12 protein-coding genes are annotated in these 18,742 nt (G+C 60.5%); 10 read left to right on the top strand and 2 right to left on the bottom strand.

Annotated elements, in window-relative coordinates; all coding sequences use genetic code 11:
- The first annotated feature begins 273 nt into the window (after nucleotides 1–273).
- From ENTCL_RS13795 to ENTCL_RS13805, 3 genes are read left to right on the top strand one after another with little or no spacing between them, the layout of a single operon-like run.
- Nucleotides 274–1,341, top strand: coding sequence for an HlyD family secretion protein (locus ENTCL_RS13795; protein ID WP_013366756.1), 1,068 nt, complete (start codon nucleotides 274–276; stop codon nucleotides 1,339–1,341).
- Nucleotides 1,338–4,073, top strand: a complete 2,736-nt coding sequence (gene rbbA / locus ENTCL_RS13800; RefSeq protein WP_013366757.1) for a ribosome-associated ATPase/putative transporter RbbA — start codon at nucleotides 1,338–1,340, stop codon at nucleotides 4,071–4,073. Before ENTCL_RS13795 ends, rbbA begins: the two co-directional genes overlap by 4 nt.
- The gene (locus ENTCL_RS13805) at nucleotides 4,073–5,197 is read left to right on the top strand and encodes an ABC transporter permease (protein ID WP_013366758.1); all 1,125 of its coding nucleotides are present in this window, start codon (nucleotides 4,073–4,075) and stop codon (nucleotides 5,195–5,197) included. Before rbbA ends, ENTCL_RS13805 begins: the two co-directional genes overlap by 1 nt.
- 54 nt (nucleotides 5,198–5,251) lie before the next feature.
- Here ENTCL_RS13805 and ENTCL_RS13810 read toward each other — a convergent pair whose 3' ends face one another.
- A complete protein-coding gene (locus tag ENTCL_RS13810; RefSeq protein WP_013366759.1) occupies nucleotides 5,252–6,772 on the bottom strand; it encodes an aldehyde dehydrogenase family protein in 1,521 nt (506 codons plus the stop codon).
- A gap of 267 nt (nucleotides 6,773–7,039) precedes the next feature.
- Here ENTCL_RS13810 and ENTCL_RS13815 point away from each other — a divergent pair, with 267 nt between their 5' ends.
- The 4 genes from ENTCL_RS13815 (at nucleotide 7,040) to xdhC (ending at nucleotide 12,679) form a co-directional block, all read left to right on the top strand.
- Nucleotides 7,040–8,794 carry a sigma-54-dependent Fis family transcriptional regulator gene (locus ENTCL_RS13815; RefSeq protein WP_013366760.1) on the top strand — a complete coding sequence of 585 codons (1,755 nt, stop codon included), beginning with the start codon at nucleotides 7,040–7,042 and terminating at the stop codon, nucleotides 8,792–8,794.
- A gap of 213 nt (nucleotides 8,795–9,007) precedes the next feature.
- Nucleotides 9,008–11,305, top strand: coding sequence for a xanthine dehydrogenase molybdenum-binding subunit XdhA (xdhA, locus tag ENTCL_RS13820; protein ID WP_013366761.1), 2,298 nt, complete (start codon nucleotides 9,008–9,010; stop codon nucleotides 11,303–11,305).
- Nucleotides 11,306–11,315: 10 nt separating this feature from the next.
- Nucleotides 11,316–12,191, top strand: a complete 876-nt coding sequence (xdhB, locus tag ENTCL_RS13825) for a xanthine dehydrogenase FAD-binding subunit XdhB (protein WP_013366762.1) — start codon at nucleotides 11,316–11,318, stop codon at nucleotides 12,189–12,191.
- A complete protein-coding gene (gene xdhC, locus ENTCL_RS13830) occupies nucleotides 12,188–12,679 on the top strand; it encodes a xanthine dehydrogenase iron sulfur-binding subunit XdhC (RefSeq protein WP_013366763.1) in 492 nt (163 codons plus the stop codon). The genes xdhB and xdhC overlap by 4 nt, the downstream gene beginning before the upstream one ends.
- 49 nt (nucleotides 12,680–12,728) lie before the next feature.
- Here the strand turns inward: xdhC and ENTCL_RS13835 are convergent, their stop codons facing one another.
- Nucleotides 12,729–14,507: a sigma-54 interaction domain-containing protein gene (locus tag ENTCL_RS13835; protein ID WP_013366764.1), complete on the bottom strand. Its 1,779-nt coding sequence runs from the start codon at nucleotides 14,505–14,507 to the stop codon at nucleotides 12,729–12,731.
- 495 nt (nucleotides 14,508–15,002) lie between these two features.
- Here ENTCL_RS13835 and ygeW point away from each other — a divergent pair, with 495 nt between their 5' ends.
- Genes ygeW through ENTCL_RS13850 form a run of 3 tightly spaced genes read left to right on the top strand, consistent with a single transcriptional unit; the run spans nucleotide 15,003 to nucleotide 18,692 of the window.
- On the top strand, nucleotides 15,003–16,190 hold the full coding sequence (gene ygeW / locus ENTCL_RS13840) for a knotted carbamoyltransferase YgeW (protein ID WP_013366765.1): 1,188 nt from the start codon (nucleotides 15,003–15,005) through the stop codon (nucleotides 16,188–16,190).
- A 60-nt stretch (nucleotides 16,191–16,250) separates the two neighbouring features.
- Nucleotides 16,251–17,450 (top strand): diaminopropionate ammonia-lyase, encoded by a 1,200-nt coding sequence (gene dpaL / locus ENTCL_RS13845; protein ID WP_013366766.1) that lies wholly within the window; start codon nucleotides 16,251–16,253, stop codon nucleotides 17,448–17,450.
- Nucleotides 17,451–17,477: 27 nt separating this feature from the next.
- Nucleotides 17,478–18,692: a YgeY family selenium metabolism-linked hydrolase gene (locus ENTCL_RS13850; protein ID WP_013366767.1), complete on the top strand. Its 1,215-nt coding sequence runs from the start codon at nucleotides 17,478–17,480 to the stop codon at nucleotides 18,690–18,692.
- Nucleotides 18,693–18,742: the final 50 nt, after the last annotated feature.

Below are 18,742 nucleotides of genomic sequence, written 5' to 3' on the forward strand. Positions count from 1 at the left end.
TTATCCCCATACCCATATAGACATCAGGGATTATGATGTTACTATTCTGTTGACGGTCATTTATATATGCGTGTTCCATGACGGCGAGGATTGCCGATGAAAAGCATAAGGGAGGTGAACCTGTCGCACACGGTTTCACCTGCTTGCCACGCCAATCCGCTACGCCCGACCTGGTCCACTCTTTTTCATCCCGGAGGGATGTTCCTCTGAACTTTGTTCAGGGACAGGTTGTAACACGCAGTGTTGATTAACAGGGATGATGACGAGCAGGTTATGGATAAACGTAAACGTCATCTGGTGTGGTCGCTGGCCGCTGTGCTGGTGGTTATCGGGATTATTGGCTGGTGGTTAACCCGCTCGCCGGGCTTACCTGAAGGGTTTGCCGGCAGCAACGGACGCATTGAAGCCACCGAAATTGATATCGCCACGAAAATCGCTGGCAGGATTGACAGCATTCTGGTCAGCGAGGGGCAGTTCGTCCGCCAGGGCGAGGCGCTGGCTCATATGGATACCCGCGTTCTCAATGAACAGCGGCAGGAAGCCGCCGCGCAGATCAAAGAGGCGCAAAGCGCGGTTGCCGCGGCCCACGCGCTGCTGGCCCAGCGTCAGAGCGAAATGCGCGCCGCGCAGGCTATCGTCAGACAGCGGCAGGCTGAGCTTGACGCCTCCGCTAAACGTCACACCCGTTCCAGTACCCTTTCGCAGCGCGGCGCCGTATCGGCGCAGCAGCTTGATGACGACCGTGCCGCGGCGCAAAGCGCGCAGGCGGCGCTGGAGTCAGCCAAAGCCCAGGTCTCCGCATCGCAGGCGGCCATCGAAGCCGCCCGCACCAGCATTATTCAGGCGCAAACCCGCGTCGACGCGGCCGAAGCGACCGAACGCCGGATCGTCGCCGATATTGACGACAGTACGCTGAAAGCCCCGCGCGATGGTCGGATCCAGTACCGCGTCGCCGAGCCGGGCGAAGTGCTGTCCGCCGGCGGGCGGGTGCTGAACATGGTCGATCTTAGCGACGTCTACATGACCTTCTTCCTGCCGACCGAGCAGGCCGGGCTGCTCGCGCTCGGCAGCGAGGCGCGGATCGTGCTGGACGCCGCGCCGTCGCTGGTGGTGCCCGCCAACGTCAGCTTTGTGGCGAGCGTCGCCCAGTTCACGCCGAAAACCGTCGAGACTAACGACGAGCGGCTGAAGCTGATGTTCCGGGTAAAGGTGCGGATACCGCCGGCGCTGCTGCAAAAGCACCTTGAGTACGTGAAAACCGGACTGCCGGGTATGGCCTATGTGCGGCTGGACAGCCAGCGCGGCTGGCCGACGTCGCTGCAGGTGAGGTTACCCGAATGAGCCTGTCTCTGCCGACGACGCCCGTCGCCCGGCTGGAGGGCGTCTCGCTGCACTTCGGCGCCACGGCGGCGCTGCGGGAGATAGCGCTGGCGATCCCGCCGCGCTGCATGGTCGGGCTAATAGGCCCTGACGGCGTGGGGAAATCCAGCCTGCTGTCGCTTATCGCCGGCGCGCGCGCTATCGAACAGGGTCAGGTTATGGTGCTGGGCGGCGATATGGCCGATGCCCGCCACCGCCGCGACGTCTGCCCGAAGATTGCCTGGATGCCGCAGGGGCTGGGGAAAAACCTGTATCACACGCTGTCGGTGTATGAAAACGTCGACTTCTTCGCCCGCCTCTTCGGCCACGATAAGGCCGAGCGCGAGCAGCGCATCAGCGAACTGCTGCACAGCACAGGGCTGGCGCCGTTTCGCGACCGCCCGGCGGGCAAGCTCTCCGGCGGGATGAAGCAGAAGCTGGGCCTGTGCTGCGCGCTGATCCACGACCCGGAGCTGCTGATCCTCGATGAGCCGACCACCGGCGTCGACCCGCTCTCCCGCGCCCAGTTCTGGGAGCTTATCGACACCATTCGCGCCCGCCAGAGCAACATGAGCGTGCTGGTCGCCACCGCCTATATGGAAGAGGCCGAGCGCTTCGACTGGCTGGTGGCAATGAACGCAGGCGTGGTGATGGCCACCGGCAGCGCCCATGACCTGCGCGAGCAGACCGGCAGCCAGACGCTGGAGCAGGCGTTTATCGCCCTGCTGCCGCCGGAGCAGCGCCAGGCGCACAAACCGGTTGTTATCCCGCCCCGCGATCCTGGCGACGACGGTATCGCCATTGAGGCCCGGGGGCTGACCATGCGGTTTGGTCAGTTCGTCGCGGTCGACCACGTTAACTTTCGGATCCCCCGCGGCGAAATCTTTGGTTTTCTCGGCTCCAACGGCTGCGGGAAATCCACCACCATGAAAATGCTCACCGGCCTGCTTCCGGCCAGCGAAGGCGAAGCGTGGCTGTTTGGCCAGCCGGTCGACCCTAAAGACATCGACACGCGTCGGCGCGTCGGCTATATGTCGCAGGCCTTTTCGCTCTACAGCGAGCTTACCGTGCGCCAGAACCTTGAGCTACACGCCCGGCTGTTTCATATCCCGGATGCGGAGATCCCAGCGCGGGTCGCCGAGGTCAGCCAGCGCTTTATGCTGACCGACGTGGAGGCAGCGCTGCCGGAATCGCTGCCGCTCGGCATTCGTCAGCGCCTGTCGCTGGCGGTGGCGGTGATCCATCGCCCGGAGATGCTTATTCTCGACGAGCCGACCTCCGGCGTTGACCCGGTGGCGCGCGACATGTTCTGGCAGATGATGGTCGACCTTTCCCGCCGCGATAAGGTGACCATTTTTATCTCCACGCACTTTATGAACGAAGCCGAGCGCTGCGACCGTATTTCGCTCATGCACGCCGGAAAAGTGCTGGCCAGCGACACGCCGCAGGCGCTGGTCGCCCAGCGCGGAGCGGCAAGCCTCGAAGAGGCGTTTATCGCCTGGCTGCGCGACGCCTCGACGAGCGCGCAGCCCGAACAGGAGACCCCGCCGCTGGCCGTGGAACATCATCACCTCCCGCCGCGCGCGGGCTTCAGCCTGCGTCGCCTGTTCAGCTACAGCCGCCGGGAAGCGCTGGAGCTGCGCCGCGACCCGGTACGCTCGACTCTGGCGCTGCTGGGCACGGTGATCCTGATGTTTATCATGGGCTACGGCATCAGCATGGACGTCGAAAACCTGCGCTTTGCGGTGCTTGACCGCGACCAGACCGTCAGCAGCCAGGCCTGGACGCTGAACCTCGCGGGCTCGCGTTACTTCATTGAGCGGCCGCCGCTCGGCAGCTATGACGAACTCGATAAGCGGATGCGTGACGGCGAGCTGGCGGTGGCCGTTGAAATTCCGCCGGGCTTCGGTCGCGACATCGCCCGCGGCACTCCGGTGCAAATCGGCGTCTGGGTGGACGGCGCGATGCCCAACCGGGCGGAGAGCGTGCGCGGCTACGTGCAGGCCATGCATCTGGGCTGGCTGCAGGAGATGGCCGCCCGCCAGCCGGACGCCGGTAACGGCGGCGGATTAATGACTATCGAAACCCGCTACCGCTATAACCCGGATGTCAAAAGCCTGCCCGCGATTGTGCCCGCGGTGATCCCGCTGCTGCTGATGATGATCCCGGCCATGCTGAGCGCGCTGAGCGTGGTGCGGGAAAAAGAGCTGGGTTCCATCATCAACCTGTACGTGACGCCAACCACCCGCAGCGAATTTTTGCTCGGCAAGCAGCTGCCCTACATCGCGCTCGGGATGTTTAACTTCCTGCTGCTGTGCGCGCTGTCGGTGTTCATTTTCGGGGTGGCGCATAAGGGCAGCTTTCTCACGCTGACGCTTGCGGCCCTGCTGTACGTGACTATCGCCACCGGGCTGGGGCTGCTTATCTCCACGTTTATGAAAAGCCAGATTGCGGCGATTTTCGGCACCGCCATTATCACGCTCATTCCGGCCACGCAGTTTTCCGGCATGATAGATCCGGTGGCCTCGCTGGAGGGGCCGGGGCGCTGGATTGGGCAGATTTACCCCACCAGCCACTTCCTGACCATCGCCCGCGGCACCTTTTCGAAGGCGCTGAACCTGTTCGACCTCTGGCCGTCGTTTATCCCGCTGCTGATCGCCGTACCGGCGGTGCTCGGGCTTAGCGTGCTGCTGTTGAAAAAGCAGGAGGACTGATGCGCGGATTACGCAATATCTGGAACCTGGGAATCAAAGAGCTGCGCAGCCTGCTGGGCGACAAGGCAATGCTGACGTTGATTATTTTTGCCTTTACGGTCTCGGTTTACTCCTCGGCGACCGTGATGCCGGGTTCGCTGCACCTGGCGCCGATCGCCATTTCCGACCTCGACCAGTCGCCGCTCTCCTCGCGCATCAGCAACAGCTTTTATCGCCCGTGGTTTTTGCCGCCGGAGCAGATAAGCGCCGACGAGATGGATGCCGGGCTGGACGCCGGGCGCTATACCTTTGCGGTCAGCATTCCGCCAGGGTTTCAGCGTGATGTGCTGGCGGGACGCCAGCCGGAAATCCAGGTTAACGTTGACGCCACAAGGATGAGCCAGGCTTTTACCGGCAACGGTTATATCCAGAACATTATCACCGGCGAGGTGAACAGCTTTGTCGCCCGCTACCGCGACAGCAGCCCCCTGCCCGTTGAGCTGGCCGTCCGGATGCGCTTTAACCCCAATCTGGAGCAGGAACGTTTCGGCGCGGTGATGGCCATCATCAACAACATCACCATGCTGGCTATTGTCCTCACCGGCTCGGCGCTGATTCGCGAGCGCGAGCACGGTACGATTGAGCACCTGCTGGTAATGCCGGTGACGCCGTTCGAAATTATGCTGGCGAAAATCTGGTCGATGGGGTTGGTGGTGCTGGTGGTCTCCGGTCTGTCGCTGATGCTGGTGGTGCAGGGGGTGCTGCAGGTGCCCGTCGAAGGCTCCGTTCCCCTGTTTATGCTCGGCGTGGCGCTGAGCCTGTTCGCCACCACCTCTATCGGCATATTTATGGGGACTCTCGCCCGTTCCATGCCGCAGCTGGGGCTATTGATGATCCTGGTGCTGCTGCCGCTGCAGATGCTGTCCGGCGGGTCGACGCCGCGCGAGAGCATGCCGCAGGCGGTGCAGGACATCATGCTGACCATGCCGACCACCCATTTCGTCAGCCTGGCGCAGGCGATCCTCTATCGCGGCGCCGATCTCGCCATCGTCTGGCCGCAGTTTCTCACCCTGCTGGCGATAGGCGCGGCGTTCTTTTCCATCGCGCTGCTGCGCTTTCGCAAAACGATCGGTGAAATGGCCTAAAAAAAACCGGCCAGGCTACGCCTGGCCGGGAAGACGTACAGCAACCGCCGCCGGTTAATACAGGCCGAGCGGTTTGGTGCTGAAGCTTACCAGCAGGTTTTTGAGCTGCTGATACTGCGACAGCGCCATTTTGTGGGTTTCGCGCCCGACGCCGGAGTTCTTATAGCCGCCGAACGCGGCGTGCGCCGGATAGAGATGGTAGCAGTTGGTCCACACGCGTCCCGCTTTGATCCCGCGTCCCATCCGCCACGCGCGGTTGATATCCAGCGTCCAGACCCCGGCGCCAAGCCCATACTCGGTATCGTTGGCAATCGCCAGCGCCTCCGCCTCGTCTTTAAAGGTCATGATGCCGATAACCGGCCCGAAGATCTCCTCCTGGAAGGCGCGCATCGCGTTATGCCCCTTGATAAGCGTCGGCTGAATATAGAACCCGTTTTGAATCTCATTGGCATGGGTCAGCTTTGCGCCGCCGGCCAGAATTTCGCCGCCCTCTTCCCGGGCGATGTTGATATACGACAGTATTTTATCGTACTGCTCCTGGGAGGCCTGCGCGCCGATCATGGTGTCGGTGTCATAGGGGTCGCCTTTGCGGATATGCTCCATGCGGGCAACAATTTTCTCGAGGAAGTGCGGGAAAATAGACTCCTGTACCAGCACGCGCGAGGGGCAGGTACAGACTTCGCCCTGGTTGAAGAACCCGAGGATCACGCCCTCCACCGCCTTATCAATAAAATCTTCGCCGCCGTTCATGATGTCTTCAAAGAAGATGTTCGGCGATTTACCGCCAAGCTCAACGGTGCTGGGAATAATGTTCTCTGCCGCGCAGGAGAGGATGTGGCGGCCAATCGGCGTTGAGCCGGTAAAGGCGATTTTTTCAATACGCTTGCTGCGGGCCAGCGCCTCTCCCGCCTCTTCGCCGTAGCCGTGCACAATGTTCACCACCCCGGCAGGCAGCAGATCGCCAATCAGCTCCATCAGCACGCAGATGCCGAGCGGCGTCTGCTCCGCCGGTTTCAGCACCACTGTATTCCCCGCCGCCAGCGCGGGCGCCAGCTTCCAGGCCGCCATCAGCAGCGGGAAATTCCACGGTATAATCTGCCCGACCACCCCGAGCGGCTCGTAAATATGGTAGGCCACGGTGGTGCTATCAATTTCCGTGGCGGTGCCTTCCTGCGCGCGGATACAGCCCGCAAAATAGCGGAAGTGATCGACCGCCAGCGGCAGGTCCGCATTCAGCGTTTCCCGAATCGGCTTGCCGTTGTCCCAGCTCTCCGTCAGCGCCAGTATTTCAAGATTGGCCTCGATGCGGTCAGCGATGGCTAACAGCACATTGGAGCGCTCCTGCACGCTGGTTTTCCCCCAGGCATCCGCCGCGGCGTGAGCCGCGTCCAGCGCGCGCTCAATATCTTTCGCGTCCGAGCGCGGAAATTCCGCTATCGTCTTGCCCGTCACCGGCGTCGGGTTAGCAAACCAGCGCCCGGAAACCGGGTCAACAAATTCACCGCCGATGTAGTTGCCGTAACGGGATTTAAAGGTCACTTTTGCGCCAGGCAAACCAGGATGCGTGTACTTCATGAGATGTTCCTCTCTTATTGTAATAACGGGGTACAGGTGAGCCGGCAGTCATGCTGTCAGCCAACAGGCATAAGCAGCTCTTATGCCAGAATGCGTACAAGCGGATCGCTAACAAAAAATATCGTTAATGATTAATTAGTTAAATTAGTTTTTAGCCGACAAAGATAAACATGAAGGGCCGGAGGTTGGCGTAAATGTGTCGCACATCGCAACACATATGAAACTTAGCTGCTACACCTATGCAACACACAACCGCCGGAGAAGGTGATGATGCGACAGGCAAAACGGCCCCTCTTCCCTCACGAAGATTCAGGTTTACCCGGCCCGTTGCAGGACTCCTGGCAACGTAGCCAGGATTACGGTTTGCACCGCGACGACGACTTGCAGCCGTGGGTAGCGCCCTCTTTTTTACAGGACGCCCATGAGCGCAACCTGTGGGCCCGTCAGCTGGCGACGCCGCTGCTGGATCACCTGTCCGCCGAGCTTAAAAAGCATCCGTCGATCATGGTGCTTGCCGACGCAACGGGCCTGGTGCTGACCACCCGCGGCGACACCCGCTTTCTCAACAAAGCCGAGCATCTGGCGCTGTCTCCGGGTCACCTGTGGAGCGAAAACGCCCGCGGTACGAACGCCATCGGCACCGCGCTGGCATTGGGGTCCCGCTGCGAGGTCTCCGGTCAGGAGCATTTTCTTAACCGCAACGCCGGGCTGTTTTGCTCCGCCGCGCCGGTGTTTCGCCCCGACGGCCTGCTCGCAGGCGTCGTGGACATGTCGACCCCTGCCGTCGCGCCGCGTATTGATGCCGCTGCGCTGGTACAGCGCACCGTGCGCCAGATGGAGCACGCCTGGGTCGCAAGCGGCGTACGCGAGCACCGCTGGCTGCTGCGTCTGCACCCCGACGCCCGGGTACTCGGCAGCCACCATGAGCTGATCCTGCTGTTTGAAGACAACGTGCTGCTCGGCGCCAATAAGCTTGCCGTCGACGAGCTGCGGCTGCAGGCGGCGCATTTTGGCAGTCTCACCCTCGAGACGCTGTTCCCGGCGCTGAGCGACCGGCCGGAGATACAGCGCAGCCAGGCGTACAACGCCCGTGACTATTACGTCTCCCGCACCGCGCCGCCCCGGCGCCTGCACGGACGCGGCGTGGAGCCAGTCCCGCAGGCGCCGGGGCTGGATAAGCAAAAAGCGCTGCGTATCCTCAACGCCGGTATTGCCGTGTGCGTCACCGGCGAAACCGGCTGCGGGAAGGAGTATTTCAGCCGCGAGCTGTATCAACAGAGCCGCTGGCGCAGCGGCAAGTTTGTCGCCGTCAACTGCGCTGCCATTCCGGAAAACCTGATTGAATCTGAGTTGTTCGGCTATTTGCCCGGCGCGTTTACCGGCGCCAGCGCTAAAGGCTATACCGGCAAAATCCGCGAGGCCGATGGCGGGATACTGTTTCTTGATGAGATTGGCGACATGCCCGCGACGATGCAGACGCGGCTGCTGCGGGTGCTGCAGGAAAAAACGGTCACGCCGCTTGGCGGCAATACCGCCCAGCCGGTAGATTTTGCGCTGATCTGCGCCACGCACCAGGATCTGTTCGCCCGGGTGCAGGAGGGCGCGTTTCGCGAAGATTTATTCTACCGTATCCGGGAATTTAACCTGACCATTGCGCCGCTGCGGGAGTGGAGCCATCGACAGATTTTTATCCGCCAGCTCTGGCGCAGCGCCGGGGGCGACAAGCGGGCGATTACCCTCTCGGAGCCGCTGGTCGAGCATCTTGCCGCCCTCCCCTGGCCCGGCAACGTACGTCAGCTGGTCAGCCTGCTGAAGGTGCTGATGGCGCTGGCCGACGACGGCGATACGGTCACGCCTGCGGATTTACCTGCGGAGTATCTCACCGTCTCGCCGCAGACGCTGAGCGCCGAGGACCGGGCCATCCGCAGCGCCAGCGGCAATATGAGCCTCGCGGCCAAAACGCTCGGAATATCGCGCAGTACGCTGTACCGCCGGCTGGAGCGGGACAAGCATCAGGCGTAGCGGCGTATTATCACCTGAGATTGCCTATCATAATGAGTTTTCGCAGGCTCATTATGATACGGCGCCGCCTCCCTGACGGCGTCGGCTCCCGGTCAAAACCGGCGATTTTTTTAAAGCCATCACAGTTTAATCCTCCCAACGGCTCATCTTGCCCGTTTTGGCGTAGTTCTTGCCTCTTTCCAGGGTAATGCTTTAAATACCAAGGGGAAAACTATGGATGAGCTGGAAGCCACCGCCACCGGTGAACCCTGTATGCGCGTAGACGCGATGGCCAAGGTCACCGGGCGCGCGCGTTATACAGACGATTACGTCATGGCAGGCATGTGCTACGCGAAATACGTTCGCAGCCCGATAGCCCACGGATACGCAAAACAGATAGACAGCGCCGCCGCCCGGGCACTTCCCGGCGTGCTGGCGATTTTTACCTGGGAGGACGTCCCGGAAACGCCGTTTGCCACCGCCGGGCACGCCTGGACGCTGGAGCCGGAAAAACGCGACGTCGCCGACCGCCGCCTGTTGACCCGCCACGTCCGCCACCATGGCGATGCGGTGGCTGTCGTGGTGGCGCGCGATGAGCTGACCGCCGAAAAAGCGGCGCACCTGGTGAACGTGGAGTGGGAGGCGCTGCCGGTCATTACGACGCCCGGCGCCGCGCTGGCGGACGGCGCCGTCGCCATCCACGAAGGCGGCAACCTGCTGAAGGCCACCGAAATTCTCGCCGACGATCCGCATGGCGCGATCGCCGCCGCCGATCGGCAGTTCAGCAACCACTTTCAGACGCCGGTCATCCAGCATTGCCATATGGAAGGCGTGACCTGCTTTGCGTGGATGGAAGAAGACAAGCGCATCACCATTGTCTCCAGCACGCAAATTCCGCATATCGTACGCCGCATCGTCGGCCAGGCGCTGGGAATCTCCTGGTCCTCCATTCGGGTGATCAAACCCCACGTCGGCGGCGGTTTCGGCAACAAGCAGGACGTACTGGAAGAGCCGATGGCGGCATTTCTCACGGCCAAACTCGGCGGCATCCCGGTCAAGGTGGCGCTGAGCCGCGAAGAGTGCTTCCTCGCCAGCCGCACCCGCCACGCCTTCACCATCGACGCCCGGCTTGGCATCAACCGCGACGGTACGCTGAAGGGCTACTGCCTTGACGTGCTGTCGAATACCGGCGCGTACGCCTCGCACGGCCACTCGATAGCCTCCGCGGGGGGTAACAAGATTGCCTACCTTTACCCGCGCAGCGCCTTCGGCTACCGCGCCACCACCTGCTACACCAACCTGCCCTCCGCTGGCGCCATGCGCGGCTACGGCGCGCCGCAGGTGGTGTTCGCGCTTGAGGCGCTGCTGGATGACGCCGCCGCCGCGCTTGATCTTGACCCGGTCGATATCCGCCTGCGCAACGTCGCCCGGGAAGGCGACAAAAACCCGGTTAATCGCAAAACCATCTTCAGCGCCGGTTTACCGGAGTGCCTGCGCAAGGGCCGCGAGCTGTTCGACTGGGATAAACGCCGCGCCGACTACCGCGAACAGCAGGGCAACCTCCGCCACGGCGTCGGCGTTGCCTGCTTCAGCTACAGCTCAAATACCTGGCCGGTCGGGGTGGAAATTGCGGGCGCCCGCCTGCTGCTCAACCAGGACGGCTGTATCCACGTACAGAGCGGCGCGACCGAAATCGGCCAGGGCGCCGACACGGTCTTCACCCAGATGGTCGCCGAAACCGTTGGCATGCCGTTCGGTATGGTGCACGTCATCTCGACCCAGGATACCGACATTACGCCGTTCGACCCGGGCGCGTTTGCCTCCCGCCAGAGCTATGTCGCGGCGCCCGCGCTGCGCGAGGCGGCCCGTCAGCTGCGCGACAAGATACTCCAGCACGCCGCCGAAATGCTGCACCAGTCGTCGCTGAACCTGACGATTCGCCACGGCATGATCGAGATGACCGAACGCCCTGGGGTCGCGCTGGCGGCGGTTGCCGACGTGGCGATGGATGCGTTCTACCATCCGGAGCGCGGCGGCCAGCTGTCAGCGGAAGCGTCGGTGAAAACCACCACCAACCCGCCCGCCTTCGGCTGCACCTTTGTCGACCTCACCGTCGACGTGGCGCTGTGCAAAATCACCATCAACCGCATTCTGAACGTCCATGACTCCGGGCGGATCCTCAACCCGCTGCTGGCGGAAGGCCAGGTTCACGGCGGAATGGGCATGGGCATCGGCTGGTCGATTTTCGAGGAGATGATCATCGACGAGACCACAGGACTGGTGCGTAACCCCAACCTGCTGGACTACAAAATGCCGACCATGATGGATCTGCCGCCGCTGGAAAGCGCCTTTGTCGACAGCTGCGAACCGCAGTCCGCCTATGGACATAAATCGCTCGGCGAGCCGCCGATTATTCCGGTGGCGGCCGCTATCCGCAATGCGGTCCGCATGGCGACCGGGGTTGGCATCAATACCCTGCCGCTGACGCCGAAACGCCTGTTTATCGAGTTCCGCCAGGCGGGATTGATTTAAGGATAACGCTATGTTTGATATTGAAACGTATCATCGCGCCACCAGCCTGCAGCAGGCGGTGACGCTTGCGGCCAACCACCCGCAGGCGCGGCTGATTGCGGGCGGCACCGACGTGCTGATCCAGCTTCATCACCTGAACGACAAATACCGTCACGTGGTGGATATTCACGGCCTTGCCGAGCTGCGCGGCATCACCCAGGACCGTGACGGGGCGATCCGTATCGGCTCGGGCACCACGTTTACCGAGCTGATTGAAAACCCGATTGTTCAGCGCCATCTGCCCGCTCTGGCGGCAGCGGCGGCCTCAATCGCCGGCCCGCAGATCCGCAATGTCGCCACCTACGGCGGCAATATCTGCAACGGGGCGACCAGCGCCGACTCCGCGACGCCGTCGCTGGTTTATGACGCCACCCTGGAGATCGTTTCGCCGCAGGGCACCCGTTTTACTCCGGTGCTCGGCTTCCATACCGGCCCGGGCAAGGTCGCGCTGGAGCCTGGCGATATCGCCGTCGCGTTCCACTTCCCGGTACAGCCGCAAACCGGCACGGGCAGCGCCCACTTTAAGTACGCCATGCGCGACGCCATGGATATCGCCACCATCGGCTGCGCCGCCTGGTGCCATGTGGAAAACGGCGCTTTCCGCGAGCTGCGGCTGGCGTTCGGCGTCGCCGCGCCGACGCCGGTACGCTGCCCGCACGCCGAGCAGGCGGCGCTGGGCGCCCCCGTCAGCGAACAGACGCTAAGCGCGATTAGCGAAGCGCTGCTGGCCGACGTTTCCCCCCGCTCCTCCTGGCGCGCGGCGAAAGACTTCCGTTTACATCTCATCCAGACCATGGCCCAGCGCGTTATCCGTCGCGCCGTTGTCCATGCAGGAGGCACCTTATGAACCACGCATCCTGGGTTACCGTGACCTGCACCATCAACGGCGCGCCTTACCAGTTCACGCTCTCTCCCGCAACGCCGCTTTCCGATCTGCTGCGCACGCAGGGGCTGCTGAGCGTGAAGCAGGGCTGCTGCGTTGGCGAATGCGGCGCCTGTACGGTGCTTATTGACGGTACGGCTATCGACAGCTGTCTCTACCTCGCGGCCTGGATTGACGGGAAGGAGATTCGCACCCTGGAAGGAGAGTCGGTGGGCGGTGAGCTGTCGGCCGTGCAGGCGGCCTATGCGAAATCCGGCGCGGTGCAGTGCGGCTTCTGTACGCCGGGGCTGGTCATGGCGACAAAGGCGCTGCTGGCGAAACCGCACGTGAAGCCGTTTACGGTGCAGGAGATCCGACGCGGGCTGGCGGGAAATTTATGCCGCTGTACCGGTTATCAGCTGGTGGTCGACACGGTTCTCACGCTGGAAAAGGAGCAGGAGCGCAACGACTGAGGCCCCTGGCGCCAGAGCCTCTCTCCCCCAGCGGGGAGAGAGGCTCGCATCAGGCGCTGAGCAGTTCGTACTTCTTTATCTTGCGATACAGCGTGGCGATACCGATACCGAGTTCGTCCGCCGCCTGCTTCTTGTTGCTGTAGCGGGACAGCGCTTCGCGAATCATCTGTTTTTCCATCTCCTCAAGTCCCGTAACGCCATCGTCGTCGCGCTGTGCGCTAAGCACGGTGACGCTTGCCATATCGCGCTCCGGCAGTTTGCCGCTGCTGATAAGGTTTGGCGGCAGCAGCGAGACGTCAATCACCTCGCCGGACGGCACCACGTTAATCAGGTACTCGATAAGGTTGCTGAGCTCGCGCAGGTTGCCTGGCCAGCGGTAGCGCTTGAGCAGTGAAATCACCTCCGGCGCGACGCCGGGATAGACCAGATCCAGCCGCCGGGTATGCAGATGCAGGAAGTAGTGGATCAGCAGCTCAATATCGTCCTGACGCTCGCGCAGCGGCGGCAGCCGTAACGGGATAACGTTCAGCCGGTAGTAGAGATCTTCGCGGAACTTACCGTCGGCGATGAACTGGTCGAGGTTCTGGTTGGTGGCGGAAATAATACGAATATCCACCGGCACCGGATGGCTGGCGCCAACGGGCTGGATCTCGCGGGACTCTATCGCCCGCAGCAGCTTCGCCTGCAGCGTCAGCGGCATATCGCCAATTTCATCGAGAAACAGCGTGCCGTGGTTAGCGGCCTGAATCAGCCCGGTCTTCCCGTTGGCCGATGCGCCGGTGAAGGCGCCTTTAACGTAGCCGAACAGCTCGCTTTCCAGCAGCTGTTCCGGGATCGCGGCGCAGTTAATGGCGATAAACGGCTTCGATTTTCGATCGCTCAGCTGGTGTATCGCCCGGGCGACCACCTCTTTACCGGTCCCGCTCTCCCCGACGATCAGCACGCTGGAAGGGCTGGGGGCGATACGGCTTATCAGTTTTTTGAGCTGGCGCATCGGACGGCACTCACCCACCAGGTGCTCTATCTGCGGCTCGTCCTGCGCCGGGGTCACGGTAGATGAAGAGTGCGACTGGTGAAAAGCCATCAAAAACAGCTGCTGATCCTGGATGGAGTGCAGCTGGCCGATAATCAGCTCGCTTTTATCATCAAAGGAGACCACATGCTGCATATGGCCGTGGGTGAAATTGCGCTCGAAGGTTAATGGGCGAAAATGAATGGTTTTGCCAATCATATTTCCCTGCATGGCGCCTAATACTTTTAATGCCGTCTGGTTGGCAAACTTGACCTGATTATCTTCACCGACGACCAGCACGCCCTGATCCATATTCTCAATCATTGTCGAGAATATTTTGCGAATATTATCATTCCCGCTTTGGTCATCGAGCAATTTAGCAACAAATATTGATGAGACGTGGCGAACATAATCAGAAAACTCATGAAGATTATCATTGATATGCTCCTGCTGCTCATGCGTGACGGCAATCAGGCTGATAACCCCAACACACTGGTCCTGGTAAATGACCGGCGTGCCCAGAAAAGCTTTCTCCTTACAGTTATCTTTACTGGTACACCCTTCGCACAGCGGGTCGAAACGCGAGTGGGTAACAACTTTTTCTTTTTTTGTTTCAAGTACGTAGCGCAAAAGGCGCGAGTCCGCGTTCAGCTTGCGCCCCAGTGACTTTCCATACGCCCCCGTCCCGGCCACGCGGCAGAGCGCATCGTCGACTATCTCGACCTCAAGCTGAAGGACGCTTGATAGCATTCTGGCAAAACGCTGGATGGTAGGCTGAATCTGCATCAAAACGGATAACGTGTTTGCGGGTATCATAAGGTAACCTTTGAATATCACTAACTGACTGATATCTATAGAGGTGCTACGTTTCTTATTTTGCTGACGCTATGATACTAACTTAGTGGTATCCGATATTGATAAAGATGCCCTTTCTTTATCATTTATTGGCGAAAATATGGAAGAGATGTCACATTTTTATATCAATATGAGAATTGCTCTGCCGTTTTTATCAATTTGGCGGCTTTTACAAATTCGCCACCATTTATTTATATCGCCTGGCATAACGCTGTCGTTTTAACATTCTGAGCCAATCGTTTTCCTTTTTTTATTTATGCCTTCAACACGCTCATTTTTGTGACACACTTCTCACAATCATCGCCATTTTGCCCCCAAAACCGCCCTTGGTTCGTAACTGGCACACTTATTGTTAATCCCTGTATATCGCTGTCAGTCGCTATTCAGGTTCCGCCGTTCTCCCGACCGTACAGCCACATTGCCATCAAGCCAGTCATTTACTATCAGGACCTTAAAATGAAAACTGTTAACGAGCTGATCAAGGATATCAATACGCTAACTTCCCATCTGCATGAAAAAGACTTTCTGCTGACATGGGAGCAAACGCCGGATGAACTGAAGCAGGTACTGGATATCGCGGCGGCGTTAAAAACGCTGCGTGCGGAAAACATTGCCACGAAAGTCTTCAACAGCGGTCTGGGTATCTCCGTATTCCGCGATAACTCCACCCGAACCCGCTTCTCCTACGCCTCCGCGCTGAACCTGCTGGGTCTGGCGCAGCAGGATCTGGATGAAGGCAAGTCGCAAATCGCCCACGGGGAAACCGTGCGTGAAACCGCCAACATGATCTCCTTCTGCGCTGACGCCATCGGCATTCGTGACGATATGTACCTCGGCGCGGGCAACGCCTACATGCGCGAAGTGGGCGCCGCCCTGGACGACGGGCATAAGCAGGGCGTGCTGCCGCAGCGTCCGGCGCTCATTAACCTGCAGTGCGATATCGACCACCCGACCCAGTCAATGGCCGACCTCGCCTGGCTGCGTGAGCACTTCGGCTCGCTGGAAAACCTCAAGGGCAAGAAGATAGCCATGACCTGGGCCTACTCCCCAAGCTACGGCAAACCGCTCTCCGTACCGCAGGGCATTATCGGCCTGATGACGCGTTTTGGAATGGACGTCACGCTGGCGCATCCGGAAGGTTACGACCTGATTCCGGACGTTATCGAAGTGGCGAAAAACAACGCCAAAGCCTCCGGCGGCAGCTTCCGTCAGGTCACCGATATGGCGGAAGCCTTTAAAGATGCGGATATCGTCTATCCGAAGTCCTGGGCGCCGTACAAGGTCATGGAGCAGCGCACCGAGCTGCTGCGCGCGAACGATCACGACGGGCTGAAAACCCTGGAAAAAGCCTGCCTGGCGCAGAACGCCAACCACAAAGACTGGCACTGCACCGAAGAGATGATGAAGCTGACCCGCGACGGCAACGCGCTTTATATGCACTGTCTGCCTGCCGATATCACCGGCGTCTCCTGCGCTGAAGGTGAAGTTACCGAAGGCGTCTTCGAAAAATACCGCATCGAAACCTACAAAGAGGCGAGCTGGAAACCGTACATCATCGCCGCGATGATTCTGGCCCGTAAATACGCTAAACCGGGCATGGTGCTGGAACAGCTGCTCAGGGAAGCGCAAAAGCGCATCAAGTAACGTCAGGGCCGGCCTGCGGGCCGGCTTCCTCCTCTCAGTTATGAAGGATAAGGACAGAATATGTCTGCTTTCTCATTGAAAATGGATATTGCCGATAACCGATTCTTTACGGGCGAAACGTCACCGCTGTTTTCTCGCCAGCAGGCGCAACAGGCACGTCATTTTCATCAAAAAATCGCCGGGTATCAGCCGACGCCGCTGCACGCGCTCAACGATCTGGCCAGGCTGTTCGGCGTCAGCAAAATTCTCGTTAAAGATGAGTCGCAACGCTTCGGTCTCAATGCATTCAAAATGCTGGGCGGCGCCTACGCTATCGCGCAGCTGCTTTGCGAGAAATACCGCTTAGACATCAATACGTTTTCTTTTGACGCTATCAAAACCACCATCAAAGAAAAGATGACGTTCGCCACCACCACCGACGGCAACCACGGCCGCGGCGTAGCGTGGGCCGCGCAGCAGCTCGGACAGAACGCGGTGGTGTATATGCCAAAAGGCTCCGCGCAGGAGCGCGTCGACGCCATCCTTCAGCTCGGCGCAGAGTGCATCGTCACCGATATGAACTATGACGACACGGTGCGCTTTACCATGAAAACCGCCCAGCAAAACGGCTGGGAAGTGGTACAGGACACCGCCTGGGAAGGCTACACCAAAATCCCAACCTGGATTATGCAGGGCTACGCCACCCTGGCCGACGAAGCCGTCGAGCAAATGGCCAGCATGGGCATCGCCCGCCCGACGCACGTGTTCCTGCAGGCGGGCGTCGGCGCGATGGCCGGCGGCGTCCTGGGCTATCTGGTCGACGTCTACGGCGCGCGTAACCTCCACTCGGTCATCGTCGAACCGGAGCTGGCGGACTGCGTCTACCGCTCGGGCGTTAAGGGGCAGATCGTGAACGTCGGCGGCGATATGGCCACCATTATGGCGGGCCTCGCCTGCGGCGAACCGAACCCGCTCGGCTGGGAGGTATTACGCAACTGCGCCACCCAGTTCATCTCCTGCCAGGATGCGGTCGCCGCGCTCGGCATGCGCGTTCTGGGCAACCCAATGGGCAAGGATCCGCGGGTTATTTCCGGCGAATCCGGCGCCGTTGGTCTTGGCATTCTTGCCGCCGTTCACTTCCATCCGCAGCGCGACGCGCTGATGCATAAGCTCGGTCTGGACAAAGACGCCGTCGTGCTGGTGATAAGCACCGAAGGCGACACCGACGTTAAGCACTACCGGGAAGTGGTCTGGGAAGGCAAACATCCGGCTGCGCGTTAATCACTTTTTTCATGGAGACAAACACTCATGGCTAAACATATTCCGTTCAAACTTATTCTGGAAAAAGCACAGCACTATCAGGACGACATGACCCGCTTTCTGCGCGACATGATCGCCATTCCCAGCGAAAGCTGCGATGAAAAGCGCGTGATCCATCGCATTAAAGAAGAGATGGAAAAAGTCGGTTTCGACAAAGTGGTTATCGACCCGATGGGCAACATCCTGGGCTACGTCGGCCACGGCCCGCGCCTGGTCGCCATGGATGCGCATATCGATACCGTCGGTATCGGCAACATCAAGAACTGGACGTTCGACCCGTATCAGGGGATGGAAGACGATGAAATCATCGGCGGACGCGGCGCGTCTGACCAGGAAGGCGGGATGGCATCAATGGTCTACGCCGGGAAAATCATCAAAGATCTGGGCCTCGAAGATGAGTATACCCTGCTGGTCACCGGCACCGTGCAGGAGGAAGACTGCGACGGCCTGTGCTGGCAGTACATCATCGAGCAGTCCGGTATTCGCCCTGAGTTTGTGGTCAGCACCGAGCCGACCGACTGCCAGATCTACCGCGGCCAGCGCGGACGCATGGAGATTCGCATCGATGTCCAGGGCGTCAGCTGCCACGGCTCCGCGCCAGAGCGCGGCGATAACGCCATCTTCAAAATGGGGCCGATCCTCAACGAGCTGCAGGGTTTGTCCCAGCGCCTGGGCAACGATGAGTTTCTCGGCAAAGGCACCCTGACCGTGTCTGAAATTTTCTTCACCTCGCCAAGCCGCTGCGCGGTCGCCGACAGCTGCGCCGTTTCCATCGACCGCCGTCTGACCTGGGGAGAAACCTGGGAAGGCGCGCTGGACGAAATCCGCGCCCTGCCGGCCGTGCAAAAGGCCAATGCCGTGGTTTCCATGTACAACTATGACCGCCCGTCGTGGACCGGCCTCGTCTATCCAACCGAGTGCTACTTCCCGACCTGGAAAGTGGAAGAGAACCATTTCACCGTGCAGGCGCTCAGCAACGCCTATGAAGGGCTGTTCGGCAAAGCGCCGGTGGTCGACAAGTGGACCTTCTCCACCAACGGCGTCTCCATCATGGGCCGTCACGGCATTCCGGTGATTGGTTTTGGTCCGGGTAAAGAGCCGGAAGCCCACGCGCCAAACGAGAAAACCTGGAAGTCGCATCTGGTGACCTGCGCCGCCATGTATGCCGCTATCCCGCTAAGCTGGCTGGCCTGCGAAAAATAATCCCCGCTCATCCCTCCCGCCGGGCCTCCGGCGGGAATCTGGAGTGTTTT

This window comes from [Enterobacter] lignolyticus SCF1, assembly GCF_000164865.1.
In the GTDB taxonomy this organism is placed as follows: domain Bacteria; phylum Pseudomonadota; class Gammaproteobacteria; order Enterobacterales; family Enterobacteriaceae; genus Enterobacter_B; species Enterobacter_B lignolyticus.